The organism is Opitutus sp. sgz309028, assembly GCF_059821195.1.
Window position 1 is genome coordinate 247,082 of sequence record NZ_JCAMRR010000005.1, and the last position, 17,250, is coordinate 264,331.

The following is a 17,250-nucleotide window of genomic DNA, read 5'->3' on the forward strand; positions in this document are numbered from 1 at the left end:
CGGGCTGCGCATGGGTTGCCATTTCTTGTGCGAAAAAGGTCGGCCGCCCCGGCGGCCGATCGTCGGCGTCGAATCTCAATGGCCGAGCGCGGAGAGAAAGTAACCCGCCGCCACCGCGGTGCCAATCACACCGGCGACATTCGGGCCCATCGCGTGCATGAGCAGATAGTTGTTGGGATCGGCCCGCTGGCCTTCGTTATGGGAAACCCGCGCCGCCATCGGCACGGCGGAAACGCCGGCGGAGCCGATCAACGGATTCACCGGATTGTGCGGCGAGAGGAGATTCATGATCTTCGCCACGATCACGCCGCCTGCCGTGGAAATGCCGAACGCCACGACGCCGAGCAGGATGATCTTCAGCGTTTCCGGCGCCAGGAAGTTCTGCGCGCGCATCGTCAGACCCACCGTCACGCCGAGGAAAATGGTGAGAACGTTGATGATCTCGTTCTGGGCGGATTTCACGAGTCGCTCCGTCACGGCGCACTCACGCAGGAAGTTGCCGAGCATGAGCATCACGATCAGCGCGGACGCATCGGGCACCAACAGCACGCACACGATCATGACCACGAGCGCAAACAACAGCTTCTCGGTGCGGCTGACCTTGCGCAGCGATTTCATCCGGATCCGGCGCTCGTGATGCGTGGTGAGCGCGCGCATGATCGGCGGCTGGATCAACGGCACCAGCGACATGTAGGTGTAGGCCGCGACCGCGACCGCGCCGAGAATTTCGGGCGCGAGTTTGTTCGTCAGGAAGATCGCCGTCGGGCCGTCGGCGCCGCCGATGATGCCGATGGACGCCGACTGCTTGGCCGTGAACCCGAGCAGGTTCGCGCCCATGAAGGTGAAGAACAGGCCCAGTTGCGCGGCCGCGCCGAGCAGCAGCGTGCGCGGCATCGCGATCAGCGGGCCGAAGTCCGTGAGGGCGCCGACGCCGAGAAAAATCAGCGGCGGAAACAGCTCCAGTTTCACGCCCTGGGAGATGAAATCGAAGAGCCCGCCTTCGACGCGGTTCACCTGCATAACTTGGGGCGTTTCGCCGGTCGCCGCCGCGTCCGCCGGCGCACCTTCGCGGGCCGGGACGGCGTGGCCTTCGATGCGGAAGATGGCCGAATCGGTCATGCCGTTAGCGCGCTGTTCGACGGTGATCACGCCGCGCGTGGGCAGGTTCGCCACCAGCGCCCCAAACGCGATCGGCACGAGCAGCAGCGGCTCGAAGCCTTTGGCGACAGCGAGATAGATGAGCACGCCGGCCACGGCCCACATGACCAGCATCTGCCAGGTGATCTGGGCGAAGCCGGTGGTCTGGAAGAAATCGAGAAGTCCTTGGATCATGGCGGGTGGATCAGTGGGTTTTGTGCGAGGCGAAGATCGCGCGACGTCCCTCGCGCGCCCAGTCGAGCGTCGGCTGCTCCGGCGTGACAGCGGTGATGCGATGCGGTTGTCCGCGCAACGTCAGGTGCACCGCCGCCGCGATGACGGCGAGCACCCGCGGATCGGTCGCGTCTGTCGCGGCGGCGACGGGCGCCGGCGTGGCGGCTGGCGCTGCGGGCGCGGGCGGACGGTCGTGCGCCGCCGGATGCGTCCGGTGCGCGGGCGCATGCCGCCGGCGGGCCGCCAGGCGGAAGGCCGCGCCCATCAGCTCCAGGAGTCCCCAGATGGAGCCGAGGGCGATGAACACCACAATCAGGCCGTTGAGTTGAAAAAGAATCGAGTCTCCGAGATTTGGATACTCGGCGAGGGCGAGGAGCGCGGGCCGGGCAGGAGAGAAGGCCATGATCGGGTGGAACGGGGTTGGGTTGGGGAAAACGAGACGGGCTCCTATCGACCCGTCGATTGTTTGATCCGCCGGCTGACGCCGAGACAGATGATGAACAGTCCGCCGAGGGCTAGGAGTTGGCCCCCGGCAGCAACAAGCAGTCGGACCGAACCGTCGAACTGCGGCGCCACCAGGCGCACCAGAGCCACGCCGGAGAGGGCGGTCGAAACGCCGGCAATCCACCAACGGGCACGGTTGCGAAGAGGACTCACTGCAGGAGAGGGATCAGGGTGACGTAGATGCCGGTCAGGATCGCGCTCGTGATGACGCCGCTGACGTTGGCGCCGAGCGCTTCCGGCAGAATGATGGAGTCGGGCGTGACGCTGGAGACTTCCTTCTGCGCGACCTTGGCCGTGGAAGGCACGCAGCTCACGCCGGCGATGCCGATCACGGGGTTGATTTTACGACCGCTGAAATAATAAGCGAGATAGCCGCCGATCAGTCCGCCGATGCCGGAGAGCAGGAGCGCGAGGATGCCCAGCACCAGCAGCACGAGGACCTTCGGGTTCAGGATGGTCGCCGCTTCGCACAGCACGCCGAGCAACAGGCCGAGGAACATCGTGGCGCCGTAGAGAATCGGTCCGTCGATGACCGAGATGAAGTATTTCAGGCCGGCCTCACGCACTGCGACGCCGACGAAGAGCGAAAGGAAGAGCGGCGCCGCGGACGGAAACAGCAGGCAGAGCACCGTGCAGCCGACGACCGCAAAAGCGAGTTTCTCGTCCGACGTGACCTTCACCGCGGGTTTCGGCGGCATTTTCAATCCGCGCAACTTCGCCGGCACCAGGGCGCGGATCAGGTAGGGATAACCGCCATACGCGAGCCCCAGATACAAATACGCCACCACGGTGATCGGCACGAACAGCTCCTTCGCGAGCGTGAGCGAAGTGAACAACACCATCGGACCGTCGGCGCTGCCGACCATGGCGATCGAGGCGGCTTCGCGATAATTGAGACCCATCGCCACGGCGATCGGAAAGGTCGCCACCGTGCCGAACTCGGCACACAGCGCCAGGAACATGCTCAGGAACGGCCGCGCGAGCACGAAGCCGACGTCGAGCAATACGCCGATCCCCAAAAATACCATGCACGCGATCAGACCGTTGCTGAACGCGAACGTGTAGATCGGCTGCAGAAAATCGATCTGCAGGACATACATCAGGTTGTCCGTCTGCTGCACGAGCGGCGCCATCATCAGCGTGCCGTGCGTCGCCGCATCCGTCGCGACGGGCGTCTCGGTGACGGCGGAAGCCGTCGTGGGGTCGAGGAACAGCACGCCGGCGTTGACCGCGGCCATGCCGAGCCCCATCGGAATCATGAGCAACGGCTCGAGCACTCCCTTTTTCCCGAGGTAAACGAGCAGCATGCCGAGCAGCATCAGCCCGATGCGGGCCAGCAGGATCGGCCAACTCGAATCCAGCAGCGAAGTGACGCCCTGGAAGATGTTGAGGATGTCTTGAAAATGCATGAAGGCGGGGCGGACAGGAGGCGGCGGCGCGGAGGTCCGTCAGCCTTTTCGGGAGTTCAGCCAGCGGATGGCCACAAACATCCCTTTCATCAGCGCGGCCACGCACATCGAGATCGCTACGGCGATCCCGAAGATGATGAGCGCGGTTTCAATGGCGGTTTTCATGAGAGGAGAAAGTCAGAGCGAAAGTGAAAGTGAGAGTGAGGCAGAGGGTGGACGTGAGGAGGCAAAATCGGGGCGCCCGCGTTCATGTTCACGAACGCGGCGTGCCGCCCCGGCTGCCTTTCACTTTCACCTTCACTTTCACTTTTCCCTGCTAGCGTCAGACGATGCGAAGGAGGACGGTGCCCTCCTCGACGCCGTCGCCGGCGTTGACGAGCACCGCATCCACGCGGCCGGCCTTCGGCGCGAAGATGTAGGTGTTCATTTTCATCGCCTCGATCGTCGCGACCTGCGCGCCTTCGGCGACGCTGTCGCCGGTCTTGACGTCGATCGACACGACCTTGCCCGCGAGCGGGCTGGGCACATCGCCGGCGCCGGCGGCGGCGGCACGCGGTGCCGGTGCCGCGGCGGGCGCGGCCACGGAGGCCGCGGCGACGGGCGCGGTGGAAACCGGAGTGACGACGGGTGCGGCGGAAGGCGCAGGCCCTTCGCTGAGCATCTCGACGAGGACCTCGTAGACTTTGCCTTCCACGGTGACACGGAGTTTTTTCATGAGAGAAATCGGTTTGGGGGCCGGCGCATCCGGAATTCAGATACGCCGGCGGCGGGACAGGGAATCAGCGGATTTGGTGAGACGAGTAGATCTGGCGGCGGCCCTCGAGGGACCACTGCTGCATGAGGGTTTCGACATTGGGTGGCGCGGCCGGGCGGATCGCCATGATGCGCGCCTGCGAGCCCAGATGCATCGCCACGGAGGCGGCGATCACCGCGACGGTCTCGGGCGCCGGCGTGGCGGACGCCGCCGGAACGCCGGCAAGTGCCGGCGTTCGCTTGACCGGTTCGGGATGCGTGGCGGCGAGCCAGCGCCCGGCCGCGGCGACCAGGACCATGAGCGCGGCCGTGCCGGCGAGGATCACCAGGAGCGCCAGCCATTGGTTGCCGAACAGGGGCCGTGGCGCGTCGGCGACGGCGAGGAGGAGGGCGCTCATAGCGGGATGTTGCCGTGCTTCTTCGGCGGCCGGGTTTCACGCTTCGAGAGCGTGTTCCGCAGTGCCATCGCCACGAGCCCGCGGGTCTGGGCCGGTTCGATGACATCGTTGATCATGGCTTTCGCCGCCGCCTCGTAGGGCGACGAGAATTTCTCGCGATACTCGGCGGCGAGCTGGGCCGCTTTTTTCTTCGGCTCCGCCGCGGCCGCGATTTCTTTCTTGTAGAGCACGCCGACGGCGCCTTCGGCGCCCATGACCGCAATTTCGGAACACGGCCACGCGTAGACGAAATCCGCGCCCATGTCGCGGCTGCACATCGCCAGATACGCGCCGCCGTAGGCCTTGCGCATGATGACGGTGATCTTCGGCACCGTGGCCGCCGCGTAGGCGAAGAGCATCTTCGCGCCGTGGCGGATGATGCCGCCGCGTTCCTGTGCGACGCCGGGCATGAAGCCGGGGACGTCGACGAGCGTGACGACCGGAATGTTGAAGACATTGCAGAGCCGGATGAACCGCGCGCCCTTGTCGGACGAATCGATGTCGAGCGTCCCCGCCTTCACGGCCGGCTGATTGGCGATGATGCCGACCACGATGCCCTGCACGCGGCCGAAGCCGACCACGAGGTTCTTCGCAAAATCCTTCTGCACCTCGAGGAAGTCGCCGCCGTCGACGAGCAGTTCGATGACCTTGAGGACGTCGAGCGGCGCCTTCGGATCTTCCGGCACCAGCGCGTTCATGCGCTCGTCAACGTCGAGCGTCACCGTCGGCGTGGGCCGGTGCGGCGGGTCCATGATGTTGTTCGAGGGCAGGAAACTCAGCAGCTTGCGCGCAATCTCGAACGCGTGTTGATCGTCGTTGGCGACGAAGTGGATGTTGCCCGAGATCGCCGCGTGGGCGGCGGCGCTGCCGATCTCGTCCATCGTGGTCGACTGGCCGGTGGCGGCTTTGATGACCTCCGGGCCGCAGATGAACATCTGCGCGTTCTTCTTCGTCATGATGATGAAGTCGGTCAGCGCCGGCGAATACGCCGCGCCGCCGGCGCAGGGGCCCGCGATGATCGAGATCTGCGGCACGACGCCGGAGAGAAGGACGTTGCGGAAAAAGATCTGGCCGTAGCCGGAGAGCGCGTCGTCGCCCTCCTGGATGCGGGCGCCGCCGGAATCGTTGATCCCGATCATCGGCATGCCGGCCTGCATCGCGTAGTCCATGAGGTCGCAGACCTTCTTGGAATGAATGCGGCCCAGCGCGCCGCCGCCGACGGTGAAGTCGTGGCTGAAGCAAGCCACCGGACGGCCGTCGATGTAGCCGACGCCGGTGACGACGCCATCGCCGGGGAACGACTTCGATTCGAGGCCGAAGTGGTGGCAGTCGTGCTCGGCGTGCATGCCGGATTCGAGGAAGCTGCCGGGTTGAAACAGCGCGTCGACGCGTTCGCGCGCGGTGAGCAGTCCCTTCTTCTTGCGCTCGGCAAGTTTTTCGGGACCGCCGCCGACCGACGCAGCGGCGCGACGTTTGCGCAGTTCTTCGAGCAGGGCGGGTGAGATGGCCATGTTTTTAAGGGATTCGGGAGGCTTCGCTCAGCGTGCGATCGGAGCGCAGAGCTCGGTGAGCACGCCGTGGGTGGATTTGGGATGCAGGAAGGCCACGAGCTTTCCGCCGGCGCCTTCGAACGGTTTTTCGTTGATCAAGCGGCAGCCGCCCGCGGCGGCCTGGCCGAGCTGCGCCTCGATGTCGGTCGTGCCGAACGCGACGTGATGAATGCCCTCGCCATTCTTCTCGAGAAACTTGGCGATCGGGCTGTCGGGCGAGGTGGGCTCGAGCAGCTCGAGGTGGACCTCGCCCACCGTGAAGAACGCCGTGCGCACTTTCTGCGAGGCGACTTCTTCGCGGTGCTCGCATTTCAGGCCAAGCGACTTTTCGTAGAACGGCACAGCTTCGTCCAGGGAGCGAACCGCAATGCCAAGGTGATCGATTTTGGTGATCATGGTGGATGTCGTGACGGGGCGCATTTCAGCGTCGGCGCCAGTATGCCGATCGCCCGCTCGGGTCGCTTCGCATGAATTGGCTATTGATAAGCATCCCTTGGCAAAATCTGCGGAGCAGCAAATTTCATGAGCCCGTAGACTGGCACCTGAGATTTTTATCTCTTATACCATGTCTGCTGCCACCGACCTCCCTCCTGCCACGAATGACCCGCTGGCCGACGCGTATGCCCGATGGCGCGCGCTGGTCGAGTCCGAGCTGAAGGGCGTGCCCTTCGACAAGAAGCTCGTCACGCGCACCTTCGAGGGGGTCGCGCTGCAGCCGCTCTACACGCGGGCGAGTCTCGCAGGAGTTTCCGATCTCACCAGCAAGCCCGGCGAGGCGCCGTTCCTCCGCGGCACCCGTCCGCTCGGCTATCGCTCCAGTCGGTGGGAGGTCGCGCAACGCCTCGCGGCGGCGACGCCGGTCGAGTTCAACACCGCCGTAGTGCCGGACCTGATGCACGGGCAGAACGCCGTCGTGCTCACGCCGGATCGGGCAACGCGCCTCGGGCTCGATCCCGACGAGGCGCCGGCGGCAAGCGTCGGCGCCGGCGGGATCTCGCTGGCGGATGTCGAGGATCTCGCCACGGCGTTGAACGGCGTGGAGCTGAGCGCGGTCCCGCTGCACCTCGACGCGGGAGGCGACGCGTTGCCGCTGGCGGCGCTTTTCCTCGAAACCATGCGCCGGCGCGGTGCACCGTGGGGAGCCCTGTCCGGCAGCATCGTTGCCGACCCGATCGGGGCGTGGATCTCCTGCGGCGCGCTGCCGGCCGCGATCGACCCGCTGTTCTCCTCGCTCGCGGGCTGGACCGCGTGGTCCGAAACGTCCCTGCCGAAAGTCAAAACCGTCGGCGTGGACGTCACCGGCTGGAGCGACGCCGGCGCCACCGCCACGCAGGAACTGGCGTTCGCGCTCGCGACCGCGACGGCCTATCTGCGGGCGCTCGGCGAACGCGGCGTGCCCGCCTCGGTCGCCGCGCGACGCTTTGCGTTCACCCTCGCGATCGGACCGCAGTTCTTCACGGAAATCGCGAAATTCCGCGCCTTCCGGCCGCTGTGGGCGCGCGTGCTGACCGCCTTCGAACTGGCTCCTGAAGCCGCCGCGGAGGCGAGCGTCAGCGCAATCACGGGATCGTGGAACAAGACGCTGCTCGATCCGCACGTGAACATGTTGCGCGTCACCACCGAGGCGCTTTCGGCCGTGCTTGGCGGCTGCGACCGGCTGCACATCGCGCCGTTCGACGAAGTTTCCGGAGCGACGACGGAGTTCTCGCGTCGCATCGCCCGCAACGTCCACACGCTGCTCGCCGAGGAATTCAATTTCGCCGAGGTGGCCGACGCCGCCGGCGGTTCGTGGTATGTGGAAAAACTGACCGACGAGATCGCGCGCGGCGCGTGGGCGATCTTCCAAGAGATCGAACGCAAAGGCGGAATGGTCGCCGCGCTCCGCAGCGGCTATCCGCAGGAGCTCGCCGCCAAGGCCGGCACGGAGAAGCGCGATGCCGTGGCGAAGCGCCGTTACGGCCTGGTGGGGACAAACCTGTTCCCCAATCTCAAGGAAACGCCTCTCGCTCGCGCGGAGGTCGATCTCGCCGCCTGCCAGAGCCGTCGCGCCGCGGAGATTCGCGGTCGCCGTGGTCGCGGTCCGGCGAACGCGCCGGCCCACGCCGACTGGGCCACGCGCTTTGCGCTCGCGCTGAGCGCGGCGCGGGAGGGCGCCACGGTGGGCCAGCTGAGTCGCTTCTCGTGCGGCGGCAAACCGGTCGCACCGGCGATCTCCGCGTTGAGTCCGCGTCGGGGCGCCGAGGATTTCGAGACCTTGCGTGCCGCCTCCACGGCGTATGCCAAAGCGCACGGAGCGCGCCCGAAGGTCTTCCTCGCAAAGATGGGCCCGGCGCTGCAGCACAAGGCGCGCGCCGATTTCTCCGCCGGCTTTTTCGCCGCCGGCGGCTTCGAGGTGCTCGCGAAGCAAAGCTTCAACACGCCCGAGGAGGCGGCCGCCGCCGCGTCGAAAGCATCCGTCGCGGTCCTCTGCTCGACCGACGACACTTACCCGGTGCTCGTGCCGGCGTTCGCCGCGGCCGTCCGTAAGGCTGCGCCGGATACGACGCTCGTCCTCGCGGGTCTGCCCGCCGATCCCGCCACGGTCGCGGCGTTCAAGACCGCCGGTATCGACGAATTCATCCACGTGCGCGCCAACGTCCACGACGTGCTGGCCGGACTTTTGAAAAAACTGGGCGCCCTCTGATTCCCCTTCCATGAAAGACTCACCCGATTTCACCAAGCTCGCCTACGACGCCTTCTCGTTTGCGAACGCCCTGCGGCCCGCGAGACCAAGCGCCGCGCCGTGGCAGACCTACGAGCAAATCCCGGTCAAACCGGTCTTCACCGCGGGCGATCTGCCTGCGCGTCAGGAGCTCGACACCATGCCGGGACTCGCGCCGTTCACGCGCGGGCCCTACGCGACGATGTATGTCGTGAAGCCGTGGACCGTGCGCCAATACGCCGGATTTTCCACGGCCGAGGAGTCGAACGCGTTCTATAAGCGCAATCTCGCGGCCGGCCAGGCGGGCCTGTCGGTCGCGTTCGACCTCGCCACGCACCGCGGCTACGACAGCGATCACCCGCGCGTCGTCGGCGATGTCGGCAAGGCCGGCGTCGCGATCGACAGCGTGCTCGACATGCAGACGCTCTTCGGCGGCATCCCGCTCGACAAGGTGTCTGTGTCGATGACGATGAACGGCGCGGTGCTGCCCGTGATGGCGTTCTACATCTGCGCCGCGCTCGAACAGGGCGCGAAACTCAGCGACCTCTCCGGCACGATCCAGAACGACATCCTGAAGGAGTTCATGGTGCGGAACACCTACATCTATCCGCCGACTCCCTCGATGAAGATCATCGCGGACATCTTCGCCTACACGTCGAAGAACATGCCGAAGTTCAACTCGATCTCGATCTCCGGCTATCACATGCAGGAGGCGGGCGCCACGGCGGACCTCGAGCTCGCCTACACGCTCGCGGACGGACTCGAGTATCTGCGCACCGGCGTCGCTGCTGGTCTCGACATCGACGCCTTTGCGCCGCGGCTCTCGTTCTTCTGGGCGATCGGCAAAAACTTCTTCATGGAAGTCGCGAAGATGCGCGCCGCCCGCACGCTCTGGTCGGAAATCGTCGGCCAGTTCAATCCGAAGAATCCGAAATCGCGCGCGCTGCGGACGCACTCGCAGACCTCCGGCTGGTCGCTCACGGAACAGGATCCGTTCAACAACGTCGCGCGCACCTGCCTCGAGGCGCTCGCGTCGGCCACCGGCCACACGCAGTCGCTGCACACCAACGCGCTCGACGAGGCGATCGCGTTGCCGACGGATTTCTCCGCCCGCATCGCGCGCAACACCCAGTTGCACCTGCAGCAGGAAACCGGCATCTGCAACGTCGTCGATCCGTGGGGCGGCAGCTACTACGTCGAACACCTCACGCACGAGCTCGTCGAAAAGGCGCGCGAGCACCTCGAGGAAGTCGAGAAGCTCGGCGGGATGACGAAGGCGATCGAGGCGGGCATTCCCAAACTCCGCATCGAGGAGGCCGCCGCCCGCCGCCAGGCGCGCATCGATTCCGCGAAAGAAACGATCGTCGGGCTCAACAAATACCGTCTCGAGAAAGAGGCCGCGCTCGATATTCTCGAGGTCGACAACACCGCCGTCCGCGAAGCGCAGATCAAGCGGCTGAAAGAGCTGCGCGCGTCGCGCGACGAAACGAAAACGAAGGCCGCGCTCGCGGCGCTCACCGCCTGTGCGAAGGGAGGGGAGGGCAACCTGCTCGATCTCGCCGTCACCGCGGCCCAGGCGCGCGCGACGCTGGGGGAAATTTCCGATGCGCTCGAAGTGATCTTCGGACGCTACCAGGCCCAGATTCGCTCGATCTCGGGCGTTTACCGCCAGGAATTCGGGGAGGAAAAAACCGTGAACAAGATCAAGGAGAAGATCGCGCGCTTCGAAGCGCAGGAAGGCCGCCGGCCGCGCGTGCTCATCGCGAAGCTGGGTCAGGACGGACACGATCGCGGCGCGAAAGTCGTCGCGACCGCCATGGCCGATCTGGGCTTCGACATCGACATCGGGCCGCTCTTCCAGACGCCTGCCGAGGCCGCGAAGCAGGCGGTGGAAAACGACGTGCACGCCGTGGCGATGAGCTCGCTCGCGGCGGGTCACAAGACGCTGCTGCCGCAGTTGCGCGACGAGCTGCGGAAGCTCGGCCGCGAGGACATCGTGTTGATCTGCGGCGGCGTGATTCCGGCGCAGGATTACGATTTCCTGCTCGCGAACGGCGCCAGCGCGATCTTCGGCCCCGGCACGGTGATCCCGCAGTCGGCCGCGAAGATCCTCGATCTGCTGCTCGAGCGTTTGGAACCGGTTGCAGGTTGAGGATGGCCGACGTCGTCAAAGATCCCGGCATGCGGGTTTCCGCGCCTCATCCCCAAACGGATGAGCCGGAGACCCGCGTCGTCACGCACGACGGTTGTCCGCAGCCGCGGCCCGACTGGGTGCCGGAAAATGCCGGCCCCGGTTTCGCGAGCTGGGTCCTGCAAGGAGCGCGGCCCTCGGGGGTCGCGCTCGCCGGCAAACCCGTGCCGCGCCGACGCACGCTGAAGCTCGACGACTATATTTTCGGCGTGCTCGGCGGCGATCCGACGATCCTCGCGCGCGCGATTACGCTCGTCGAAAGCAACGCTCCCGCGCATCAGGAACTCGCGCAGGAACTCCTCGCGAAACTGCTGCCGCACACCGGCGGCTCCCGGCGCATCGGCATCACCGGGATTCCCGGCGCCGGCAAGAGCACGTTCATCGAAAGTTTCGGCTGCAACCTGATCGACGACGGCCATCGCATCGCCGTGCTGGCGATCGATCCGTCGAGCAGCGTTTCCGGCGGCAGCATCCTCGCGGACAAGATCCGCATGGAAAAGCTCAGCCGGCGGAAAGGCGCGTTCATCCGACCGTCGCCCTCCGCCGGTTCGCTCGGCGGCGTGACGCGCAAGACCCGCGAGGCGATCCTCGTGTGCGAGGCCGCGGGCTTCGACGTGGTGATCGTCGAAACCGTCGGCGTTGGCCAGAACGAGGTCACGGTTCGCTCGATGGTGGATTTTTTCCTCGTGTTGATGATCGCCGGCGCCGGCGACGAGATGCAGGGTATCAAGAAAGGCGTGATCGAGCTGGCGGACACGCTCGTGATCAACAAGGCCGATGGCGAGAATCGCCCACGGGCGATGGCGGCGCAGGCGGAAATGCGGCGGGTGTTGCACTACCTGCATCCGACGGCGGCCGGCTGGACCACCCCGGCATTGCTGGCGTCGGCGCTCACCGGCGACGGTCTGCGGGACGTGTGGAAAGTCACCGAGGATTTCTTCCGCACGGTGCGCAGCAGCGGCGACCTCGAGCGCCGGCGCCGCGCGCAAGCGGTCGAGTGGATGCACGCGCTGATTCTCGAAAGCCTGCGCACGCGTTTCTATTCCGAACCGATGGTGCGCGACCGCCTGAGCGGCGTCGAACAGGCCGTGGCGATGGGCAAGATGCCGCCCTTGATGGCAGCGATGGAACTGCTGAAGCTGACCTGAACTCGTTCCGGGGGCGCGAGTCGTTTCGGAACGAGGCGGCCGGCCGACGAATCAGGCGGACGTGGCCGAATTCGAGCCGATCGCGGCGGGTGGCGGAAACGGCAGCCGTGAGCCGCCTTCCGGGAGGAAGTCGCGAGCCAGGTCCTTCACGCGTTGGCCGGAGACGCGGATCCTGATCGCGTGACGCAGCCAGCCGCGATTGTTCGAGTCCCAAAAAAAGTCGCGGACTTCGTCACGCACACGTTGCATGTGCGCCGCCTCGGCGATGCTGCGGAGCAGCATCCGGTCGGACACGAAGAAATCGCGATAGAGCAACAAGATCAGTGGCGCGAAAAACCGCGCGTGCGGGTAAAGACAGTGCCAGAAAGCGCGCCGCTCGAAGTCGGTGGCCGGGCAATGGTGTTTCTCGCAATACAATTCCCGCAAGGTGCGCATCTCGAAGCCGGGGGCGTTTTACTGTGAGGAACGCCTCCGAGCTGGCGCAAGGCCCGAAATCGCAATTCTGCGTCAGAAGCGCCGCCGCGAATCAGCGGGTGAGGACGGGCGGCTCTTCGGGAGAATTGGGCGCGGACTGGCTGTAAAAGCGCGCGAGCGTCTCGCGCCAGCGCGCATCCTCGATTTCCCGCCGACGGACCGCGCGATATTCGGCCTCGCCCGCAAACGAAATGAAGGCGAACAACGCGGCGAGCAGCCACCACGAGTTCCACAACGCGATCGCGATGCCGATGAGGCTGACGATCTTGCCGACGGTTGCCGCGATCTGCGTCGCCCGCAGGTAAGGCATCCGGTAGGCGAGACCCGCGCGCAAGATGCGGCCGCCATCCATCGGAAACGCCGGCAGAAGATTGAAGCAGCCCATCGCCAAATTCGCGAAAAACAGCTGATAGGCCAGGCCCGCCATCGAATACAGCGGGACTTCGTCGGGCATGCCCCGAACGATGAACCACAGCACGCCGGCGATGACGAAGTTGACCGCCGGCCCCGCGAGCGTGATCAGCAATTCGCGCGACGGCTGTCGCGGAATCGACTCGAACTCCGCCATCCCGCCGATCGGCATCAGCAGGATGCGCCGCACGCCGATGCCGTAGTGCATCGCGGTGAACGAGTGCCCGAACTCGTGGAGCACCACGCAGGTGAAGAACGAAATCAGCGTCACGCTGCTCCACACGAGGCCGGTCCAGCGCGCCATGTCCCAGCCCTCATAGGCGACCCAGGCGAGCAAAAGGAAGAAGCTCGAGTGCACCGCCAGCTGAATGCCGCGCACCCGAAACAGTTTGAGAGACCAATCCAGCATCGGGCGAATCAACGCGTCCTATTGAAAAGCGCCAGCATGCGTTTGCTTTGCCGGCGACGCCGCGCCACGCGTGCTATTTACTTTGAGCAGGGCTTCGTTTCGCTGGCGCCATGTCCGAAACGGCCAAGCCAGCCACCATCCTCGTCATCGATGACGATGCGGAGATTCGTTATTCGCTGTCGCGCGTTTTGTCCTCGCGCGGCTACCAGATCACCGAGGCGCCGAGCGGCGAGCAGGGGGTGGCACTGGTGAAAAAAGGCCCCGCGCCCGATCTCGTGCTGTTGGATGTCCGCATGAGCGGCATGGGCGGGATCGAGGCGCTGCAGATGATCCGCGGCGCCAATCCGAAGCAGTTGGTGATCCTGATGACGGCGTTCGGCACCGCGCAGACGGCGATCGAGGCGATGAAATACGGCGCCTTCGATTACATGATGAAGCCCTTCGATCCGCAGAAGGTGCTCGCGTTGACCGAAGCGGCCTTGAAAACCCGCGCCGATCTGCGCGCGGTGAGCGACTACAAGCCCACCATCAACGCCGACGACTATCGCGAAGGCATCGTCGGCAGCTCGCCGGTGATGCAGGACGTCTTCAAGGTCATCGGCCAGGTCACCGCCAGCGACGTGACGGTGATGATCACTGGCGAGAGCGGCACGGGCAAGGAGCTCGTGGCCCGTTCGATCTGGAAACACAGCCACCGCTCGGGCAAGCCGTTCATCGCGGTGAATTGCGCGGCGATTCCCGACAACCTGATCGAGAGCGAACTCTTCGGCCACGAAAAGGGCTCGTTCACCGGCGCGACCGGTCAGCGGCTGGGGAAGTTCGAACTTTGCGATGGCGGCACGATCTTCCTCGACGAGATCGGCGACATGGCGCTTGCGACGCAGACGAAGATTCTCCGCGTCCTGCAGCAGGGAGAAATCCAGCGCGTCGGCGGCACCGAGACGATCAAGGTCGACGTGCGCGTGATCGGCGCGACCAACAAGGATCTCGAGGAAATGGTGAAGGCGAAGACCTTCCGCGAAGATCTTTACTACCGGCTCAACGTCGTGCGGATCAAAATGCCGCCGCTGCGCGAGCGCGGCGAAGACATCCCGCAGATCGTCGATTTCTGCCTGCAGAATCTCGTGAAGCAGAAGAAGGCGAGGGTGACGAAGGTCTCGCCCGAAGCGATGACCGCGCTGACGCGTCACAACTGGCCCGGCAACGTGCGGGAATTGGAGAATGTGATCTACCGCAGCGCAGTGATCGCGCAGGGCGACGCGATTCTCGTGAAAGACCTGCCGCCCGAAATCCGCGGTGCAGCCGCGACGGAATCGGAATCGTCAGCGCCCGAAAGTGCCACCACGCCCAAGCCACCGGCGGCGAGCGCAGCGCCCTTTCCCGTCGAGCCGATCACGGCGCCCGCGCCGACGGCCCCGGCGGAAGGCGAGATCTCGGTTGAACGCGCGCTCGACGTAATTGTGTCTGCGCTGCGCACCGGCGAGGAGCCGATCCTGCCGCGCGTGGAGCGCGAGTTAGTCGCGCGCGTGGTTGCCGCGGAACCCGATCTGGCCAAAGCCGCCAAACTCCTCGGCCTCACAAAAGCCGCCCTGCAAAAACGCGTGACGCTGCAGCCGTGACCGGCAGAAGCGTTCGATAGGGGTGAGGTTGCCTGGACGGAGTTGGGCTAAAAAAGAGCGCGCCGATGACCCAAAAGGGTTTCAAGCGGCGCCCCGCGCCGTTTCGAATCTGTCATCCGACGCGCCGGACGTCCGCGCTCCACCTGGATAACGCGGAACTCAGTGCCGAGCTGGCGAGGAGGAAACCGAAGTTGCGGACGAAGAGGCCGCCACCTTGTTGAAATCGTCCGGGTATGGGACAACCGCCCGGACCGGCGCCGTTGCGGATAACTAGCGCGAAAGCGCGCTCGCAGCGGCAATGAAGACTACTTCCCCCCTTTGCCTCCTGGTCGGCTCCCCTGGCAGTAATCCGCCACGGCCTGCGAAACCCCTAATCAAATGCAAACGGCGGTCTACTACTGTGCAGTTACTGCAAACAGCCGTTGCTGAGAAACACAGGCAGGGAGTTAATCATGCAATCCGACGTCAGCAGCATTAGCCCGAACGTGCATCGTCTGTTAGTCAGAGCAGCTCACAATATCGTTCGTTTTCCGACTCACACATCCATGCATGTTAAAGTTCGGGCTATGCTTCTCGCCACGGTTACAATGATGGCACCTGTTGCCAAAGCCGACCTTTCGCTTGAGGTTTACGACAGCTCTAGGGCCAATGGTACTGATCCGGTCTTGATCGTCTTGAAGCTTAGCAATCCTGACCCCAACGATTACTACATAAAGGCCAGCTCAATGGCTTCCATCCCATTCCGCGTGCGATTCCGTGACAAAGGCGGGGAGTGCACTCTCGTAAGCAATAGCCGCAATGATCGCTTGATCGTCTATCGTCTTAGGGCCGGCACGTATGCGCTAATCGACACGAAATGCATGGTAGACGTTTTCTCCAATGGTGATGGCACCGCATTCTTCAGCTGCCGCCTTTTCTATGATCCGGAATGCAGGAGGCCGCGTGATACAGAGGAGCTTTCCATCGACATACGCACCCTTCCATCCTATAGCGGTTTGGCCACGCCGATGTCGAGCGTGGGGGTGCGCTAGGTAGAAACTACAGGCGATCCCGCCGCGTTCAGTCGCTCCGCAGGCACTTGGCCCAACAACCTCGGCGCATAAGCAACCAGCGAGATTTAAGCTTTATACAAATTGGCTTTAGTGAAGCGCTAACCGCAAATAAAATACGCGACATGGCTAAGGGTACAAGAGCAGCGATATGGTGCGTCAGCCTGCTTGAGCGGTCGCTTAGGGACTGCCACTTTGCTTGGCGGTCGTTGAGCAGGTCACCAGGCTACGTCACTACCTTCGTTTGTACCCTCGCCCTCGGAATTGCGTCCGCAACAGCTATATTCCGCGTTACAGATGCAGCCCTCTTTCGAGCACTACCATACCCGGGATCGGAACAGCTTGTCGTCATCAGCACCAAGACCAGGCGTTATGGGCTCTTGCGCGCACAGTCTCCCGCGCGCTTTCTCGCCTATCGCGACACCGCTCGATCGTTCTGTGCATTTGCGGCGTTGGAGGTATCTGATACCAACCTCGTGGTGGATGACCAACCTCGAGGCGCAGAGCTCGGCAGCGTGAATGTCGAGTATTTTAGCGCTCTCGGAACAGCACCCTTATATGGTCGTGATTTCCTGCAGGGCGAGGACGTGCCTGGGAAAGACTGTGTGGTCATAATTAGCCACCGTTTATGGAAGGATCGATTCGGAGGAGAGCTTGGAGCTATAGGGCGAGATGTATGGGTCGGTGGTAAATCCTGCCGCATCATCGGGGTGCTGGGGCCCGAGTACCGCCCGCCAAGGCTCCACAGCGTCGACATCTACAAACCTCTCGCTCTCACGATCGACCCGGCAAAACCGCTCGGGCGTTATCTTTTCGTGATTGGGCGTCTGCAGATCGGAGCTACGATTCAACAGGGGCAAGCGGAGTTAGCAACGATCAAGCCGAAGGTGCCTGACTGGGCTGTAAAGCTCCTTGCTCAAGAGGAGATTGTGCTAGAGCCCCTTGCCCAAGTTGAGCGGAATCGGTCTCCGCGAGCGATGCACGTAGCGTTACTATGCGCCGTCGGCCTGCTTTATGCGATGGCCTGTATTAATGCCTCCAGTATCGTTTCAACTCGCCTCAACGGCAAGCAGCGAGAGTTCGCGGTGCGATTAGCCCTCGGCTCTAGGAGCGTGTCAGAAAGTTTGTGTGTGGATCACTGAAATGAAAGGACAAGACAGTGACCACGAAAGAGAAGCAGCTGCCGTATGGCGGCTTGGATGTGAAGTTATTGGATGAGCTGAT

17 protein-coding genes are annotated in these 17,250 nt (G+C 64.3%); 6 read left to right on the forward strand and 11 right to left on the reverse strand.

Translation table 11 applies throughout. The features are described 5' to 3' along the window. Positions 1–75: 75 nt before the first annotated feature. The 9 genes from AC6RV7_RS19290 to mce form a co-directional block, all read right to left on the reverse strand. Complete coding sequence (locus AC6RV7_RS19290; protein WP_500095831.1) at positions 76–1,332, reverse strand: sodium ion-translocating decarboxylase subunit beta; 1,257 nt, start codon at positions 1,330–1,332, stop codon at positions 76–78. A 10-nt stretch (positions 1,333–1,342) separates the two neighbouring features. After that, complete coding sequence (locus tag AC6RV7_RS19295; RefSeq protein WP_500095832.1) at positions 1,343–1,774, reverse strand: OadG family transporter subunit; 432 nt, start codon at positions 1,772–1,774, stop codon at positions 1,343–1,345. 44 nt (positions 1,775–1,818) lie between these two features. Then, the gene (locus AC6RV7_RS19300) at positions 1,819–2,028 is read right to left on the reverse strand and encodes a hypothetical protein (protein WP_500095833.1); all 210 of its coding nucleotides are present in this window, start codon (positions 2,026–2,028) and stop codon (positions 1,819–1,821) included. After that, positions 2,025–3,284, reverse strand: a complete 1,260-nt coding sequence (locus AC6RV7_RS19305) for a sodium ion-translocating decarboxylase subunit beta (protein ID WP_500095834.1) — start codon at positions 3,282–3,284, stop codon at positions 2,025–2,027. The genes AC6RV7_RS19300 and AC6RV7_RS19305 overlap by 4 nt, the downstream gene beginning before the upstream one ends. 39 nt (positions 3,285–3,323) lie before the next feature. Beyond that, entirely contained in the window at positions 3,324–3,449 is a 126-nt protein-coding gene (locus tag AC6RV7_RS19310; RefSeq protein WP_500095835.1) for a hypothetical protein, read from the reverse strand. A 157-nt stretch (positions 3,450–3,606) separates the two neighbouring features. Continuing rightward, complete coding sequence (locus AC6RV7_RS19315) at positions 3,607–3,999, reverse strand: biotin/lipoyl-containing protein (RefSeq protein ID WP_500095836.1); 393 nt, start codon at positions 3,997–3,999, stop codon at positions 3,607–3,609. A 64-nt stretch (positions 4,000–4,063) separates the two neighbouring features. Then, complete coding sequence (locus AC6RV7_RS19320) at positions 4,064–4,435, reverse strand: hypothetical protein (protein ID WP_500095837.1); 372 nt, start codon at positions 4,433–4,435, stop codon at positions 4,064–4,066. Next, a complete protein-coding gene (locus AC6RV7_RS19325) occupies positions 4,432–5,985 on the reverse strand; it encodes an acyl-CoA carboxylase subunit beta (RefSeq protein WP_500095838.1) in 1,554 nt (517 codons plus the stop codon). Before AC6RV7_RS19325 ends, AC6RV7_RS19320 begins: the two co-directional genes overlap by 4 nt. 27 nt (positions 5,986–6,012) lie before the next feature. After that, positions 6,013–6,420, reverse strand: a complete 408-nt coding sequence (gene mce / locus AC6RV7_RS19330) for a methylmalonyl-CoA epimerase (RefSeq protein ID WP_500095839.1) — start codon at positions 6,418–6,420, stop codon at positions 6,013–6,015. Positions 6,421–6,589: 169 nt separating this feature from the next. Here mce and AC6RV7_RS19335 point away from each other — a divergent pair, with 169 nt between their 5' ends. Genes AC6RV7_RS19335 through meaB form a run of 3 tightly spaced genes read left to right on the forward strand, consistent with a single transcriptional unit; the run spans position 6,590 to position 12,064 of the window. Further along, positions 6,590–8,707, forward strand: a complete 2,118-nt coding sequence (locus AC6RV7_RS19335) for a methylmalonyl-CoA mutase family protein (protein ID WP_500095840.1) — start codon at positions 6,590–6,592, stop codon at positions 8,705–8,707. 10 nt (positions 8,708–8,717) lie between these two features. Further along, entirely contained in the window at positions 8,718–10,877 is a 2,160-nt protein-coding gene (gene scpA / locus AC6RV7_RS19340) for a methylmalonyl-CoA mutase (protein ID WP_500095841.1), read from the forward strand. Between the two features lie 2 nt (positions 10,878–10,879). After that, entirely contained in the window at positions 10,880–12,064 is a 1,185-nt protein-coding gene (gene meaB, locus AC6RV7_RS19345; RefSeq protein ID WP_500095842.1) for a methylmalonyl Co-A mutase-associated GTPase MeaB, read from the forward strand. A gap of 51 nt (positions 12,065–12,115) precedes the next feature. On the opposite strand, the gene AC6RV7_RS19350 is transcribed toward meaB, so the two are convergent. Then, positions 12,116–12,499, reverse strand: a complete 384-nt coding sequence (locus tag AC6RV7_RS19350) for a hypothetical protein (protein ID WP_500095843.1) — start codon at positions 12,497–12,499, stop codon at positions 12,116–12,118. Positions 12,500–12,590: 91 nt separating this feature from the next. After that, positions 12,591–13,358: a site-2 protease family protein gene (locus AC6RV7_RS19355; protein WP_500095844.1), complete on the reverse strand. Its 768-nt coding sequence runs from the start codon at positions 13,356–13,358 to the stop codon at positions 12,591–12,593. Between the two features lie 110 nt (positions 13,359–13,468). Here AC6RV7_RS19355 and AC6RV7_RS19360 point away from each other — a divergent pair, with 110 nt between their 5' ends. The 3 genes from AC6RV7_RS19360 (at position 13,469) to AC6RV7_RS19370 (ending at position 17,168) form a co-directional block, all read left to right on the forward strand. Next, positions 13,469–14,977, forward strand: coding sequence for a sigma-54-dependent transcriptional regulator (locus AC6RV7_RS19360; protein WP_500095845.1), 1,509 nt, complete (start codon positions 13,469–13,471; stop codon positions 14,975–14,977). A 452-nt stretch (positions 14,978–15,429) separates the two neighbouring features. Beyond that, positions 15,430–16,008, forward strand: coding sequence for a hypothetical protein (locus tag AC6RV7_RS19365; protein WP_500095846.1), 579 nt, complete (start codon positions 15,430–15,432; stop codon positions 16,006–16,008). Positions 16,009–16,151: 143 nt separating this feature from the next. Further along, positions 16,152–17,168 (forward strand): ABC transporter permease, encoded by a 1,017-nt coding sequence (locus AC6RV7_RS19370; RefSeq protein WP_500095848.1) that lies wholly within the window; start codon positions 16,152–16,154, stop codon positions 17,166–17,168. Positions 17,169–17,250 lie beyond the last annotated feature (82 nt).

Bases quoted from the DNA above. Each gene is read 5' to 3' on its own strand.
- scpA (WP_500095841.1), top strand. From the start codon at position 8,718: ATGAAAGACTCACCCGATTTCACCAAGCTCGCCTACGACGCCTTCTCG.
- meaB (WP_500095842.1), top strand. From the start codon at position 10,880: ATGGCCGACGTCGTCAAAGATCCCGGCATGCGGGTTTCCGCGCCTCAT.
- AC6RV7_RS19355 (WP_500095844.1), bottom strand. From the start codon at position 13,358: ATGCTGGATTGGTCTCTCAAACTGTTTCGGGTGCGCGGCATTCAGCTG.
- AC6RV7_RS19320 (WP_500095837.1), bottom strand. From the start codon at position 4,435: ATGAGCGCCCTCCTCCTCGCCGTCGCCGACGCGCCACGGCCCCTGTTC.
- AC6RV7_RS19335 (WP_500095840.1), top strand. From the start codon at position 6,590: ATGTCTGCTGCCACCGACCTCCCTCCTGCCACGAATGACCCGCTGGCC.
- AC6RV7_RS19310 (WP_500095835.1), bottom strand. From the start codon at position 3,449: ATGAAAACCGCCATTGAAACCGCGCTCATCATCTTCGGGATCGCCGTA.
- AC6RV7_RS19350 (WP_500095843.1), bottom strand. From the start codon at position 12,499: ATGCGCACCTTGCGGGAATTGTATTGCGAGAAACACCATTGCCCGGCC.
- AC6RV7_RS19360 (WP_500095845.1), top strand. From the start codon at position 13,469: ATGTCCGAAACGGCCAAGCCAGCCACCATCCTCGTCATCGATGACGAT.
- AC6RV7_RS19325 (WP_500095838.1), bottom strand. From the start codon at position 5,985: ATGGCCATCTCACCCGCCCTGCTCGAAGAACTGCGCAAACGTCGCGCC.
- AC6RV7_RS19295 (WP_500095832.1), bottom strand. From the start codon at position 1,774: ATGGCCTTCTCTCCTGCCCGGCCCGCGCTCCTCGCCCTCGCCGAGTAT.
- AC6RV7_RS19370 (WP_500095848.1), top strand. From the start codon at position 16,152: ATGGCTAAGGGTACAAGAGCAGCGATATGGTGCGTCAGCCTGCTTGAG.
- mce (WP_500095839.1), bottom strand. From the start codon at position 6,420: ATGATCACCAAAATCGATCACCTTGGCATTGCGGTTCGCTCCCTGGAC.
- AC6RV7_RS19315 (WP_500095836.1), bottom strand. From the start codon at position 3,999: ATGAAAAAACTCCGTGTCACCGTGGAAGGCAAAGTCTACGAGGTCCTC.
- AC6RV7_RS19365 (WP_500095846.1), top strand. From the start codon at position 15,430: ATGCAATCCGACGTCAGCAGCATTAGCCCGAACGTGCATCGTCTGTTA.
- AC6RV7_RS19305 (WP_500095834.1), bottom strand. From the start codon at position 3,284: ATGCATTTTCAAGACATCCTCAACATCTTCCAGGGCGTCACTTCGCTG.
- AC6RV7_RS19290 (WP_500095831.1), bottom strand. From the start codon at position 1,332: ATGATCCAAGGACTTCTCGATTTCTTCCAGACCACCGGCTTCGCCCAG.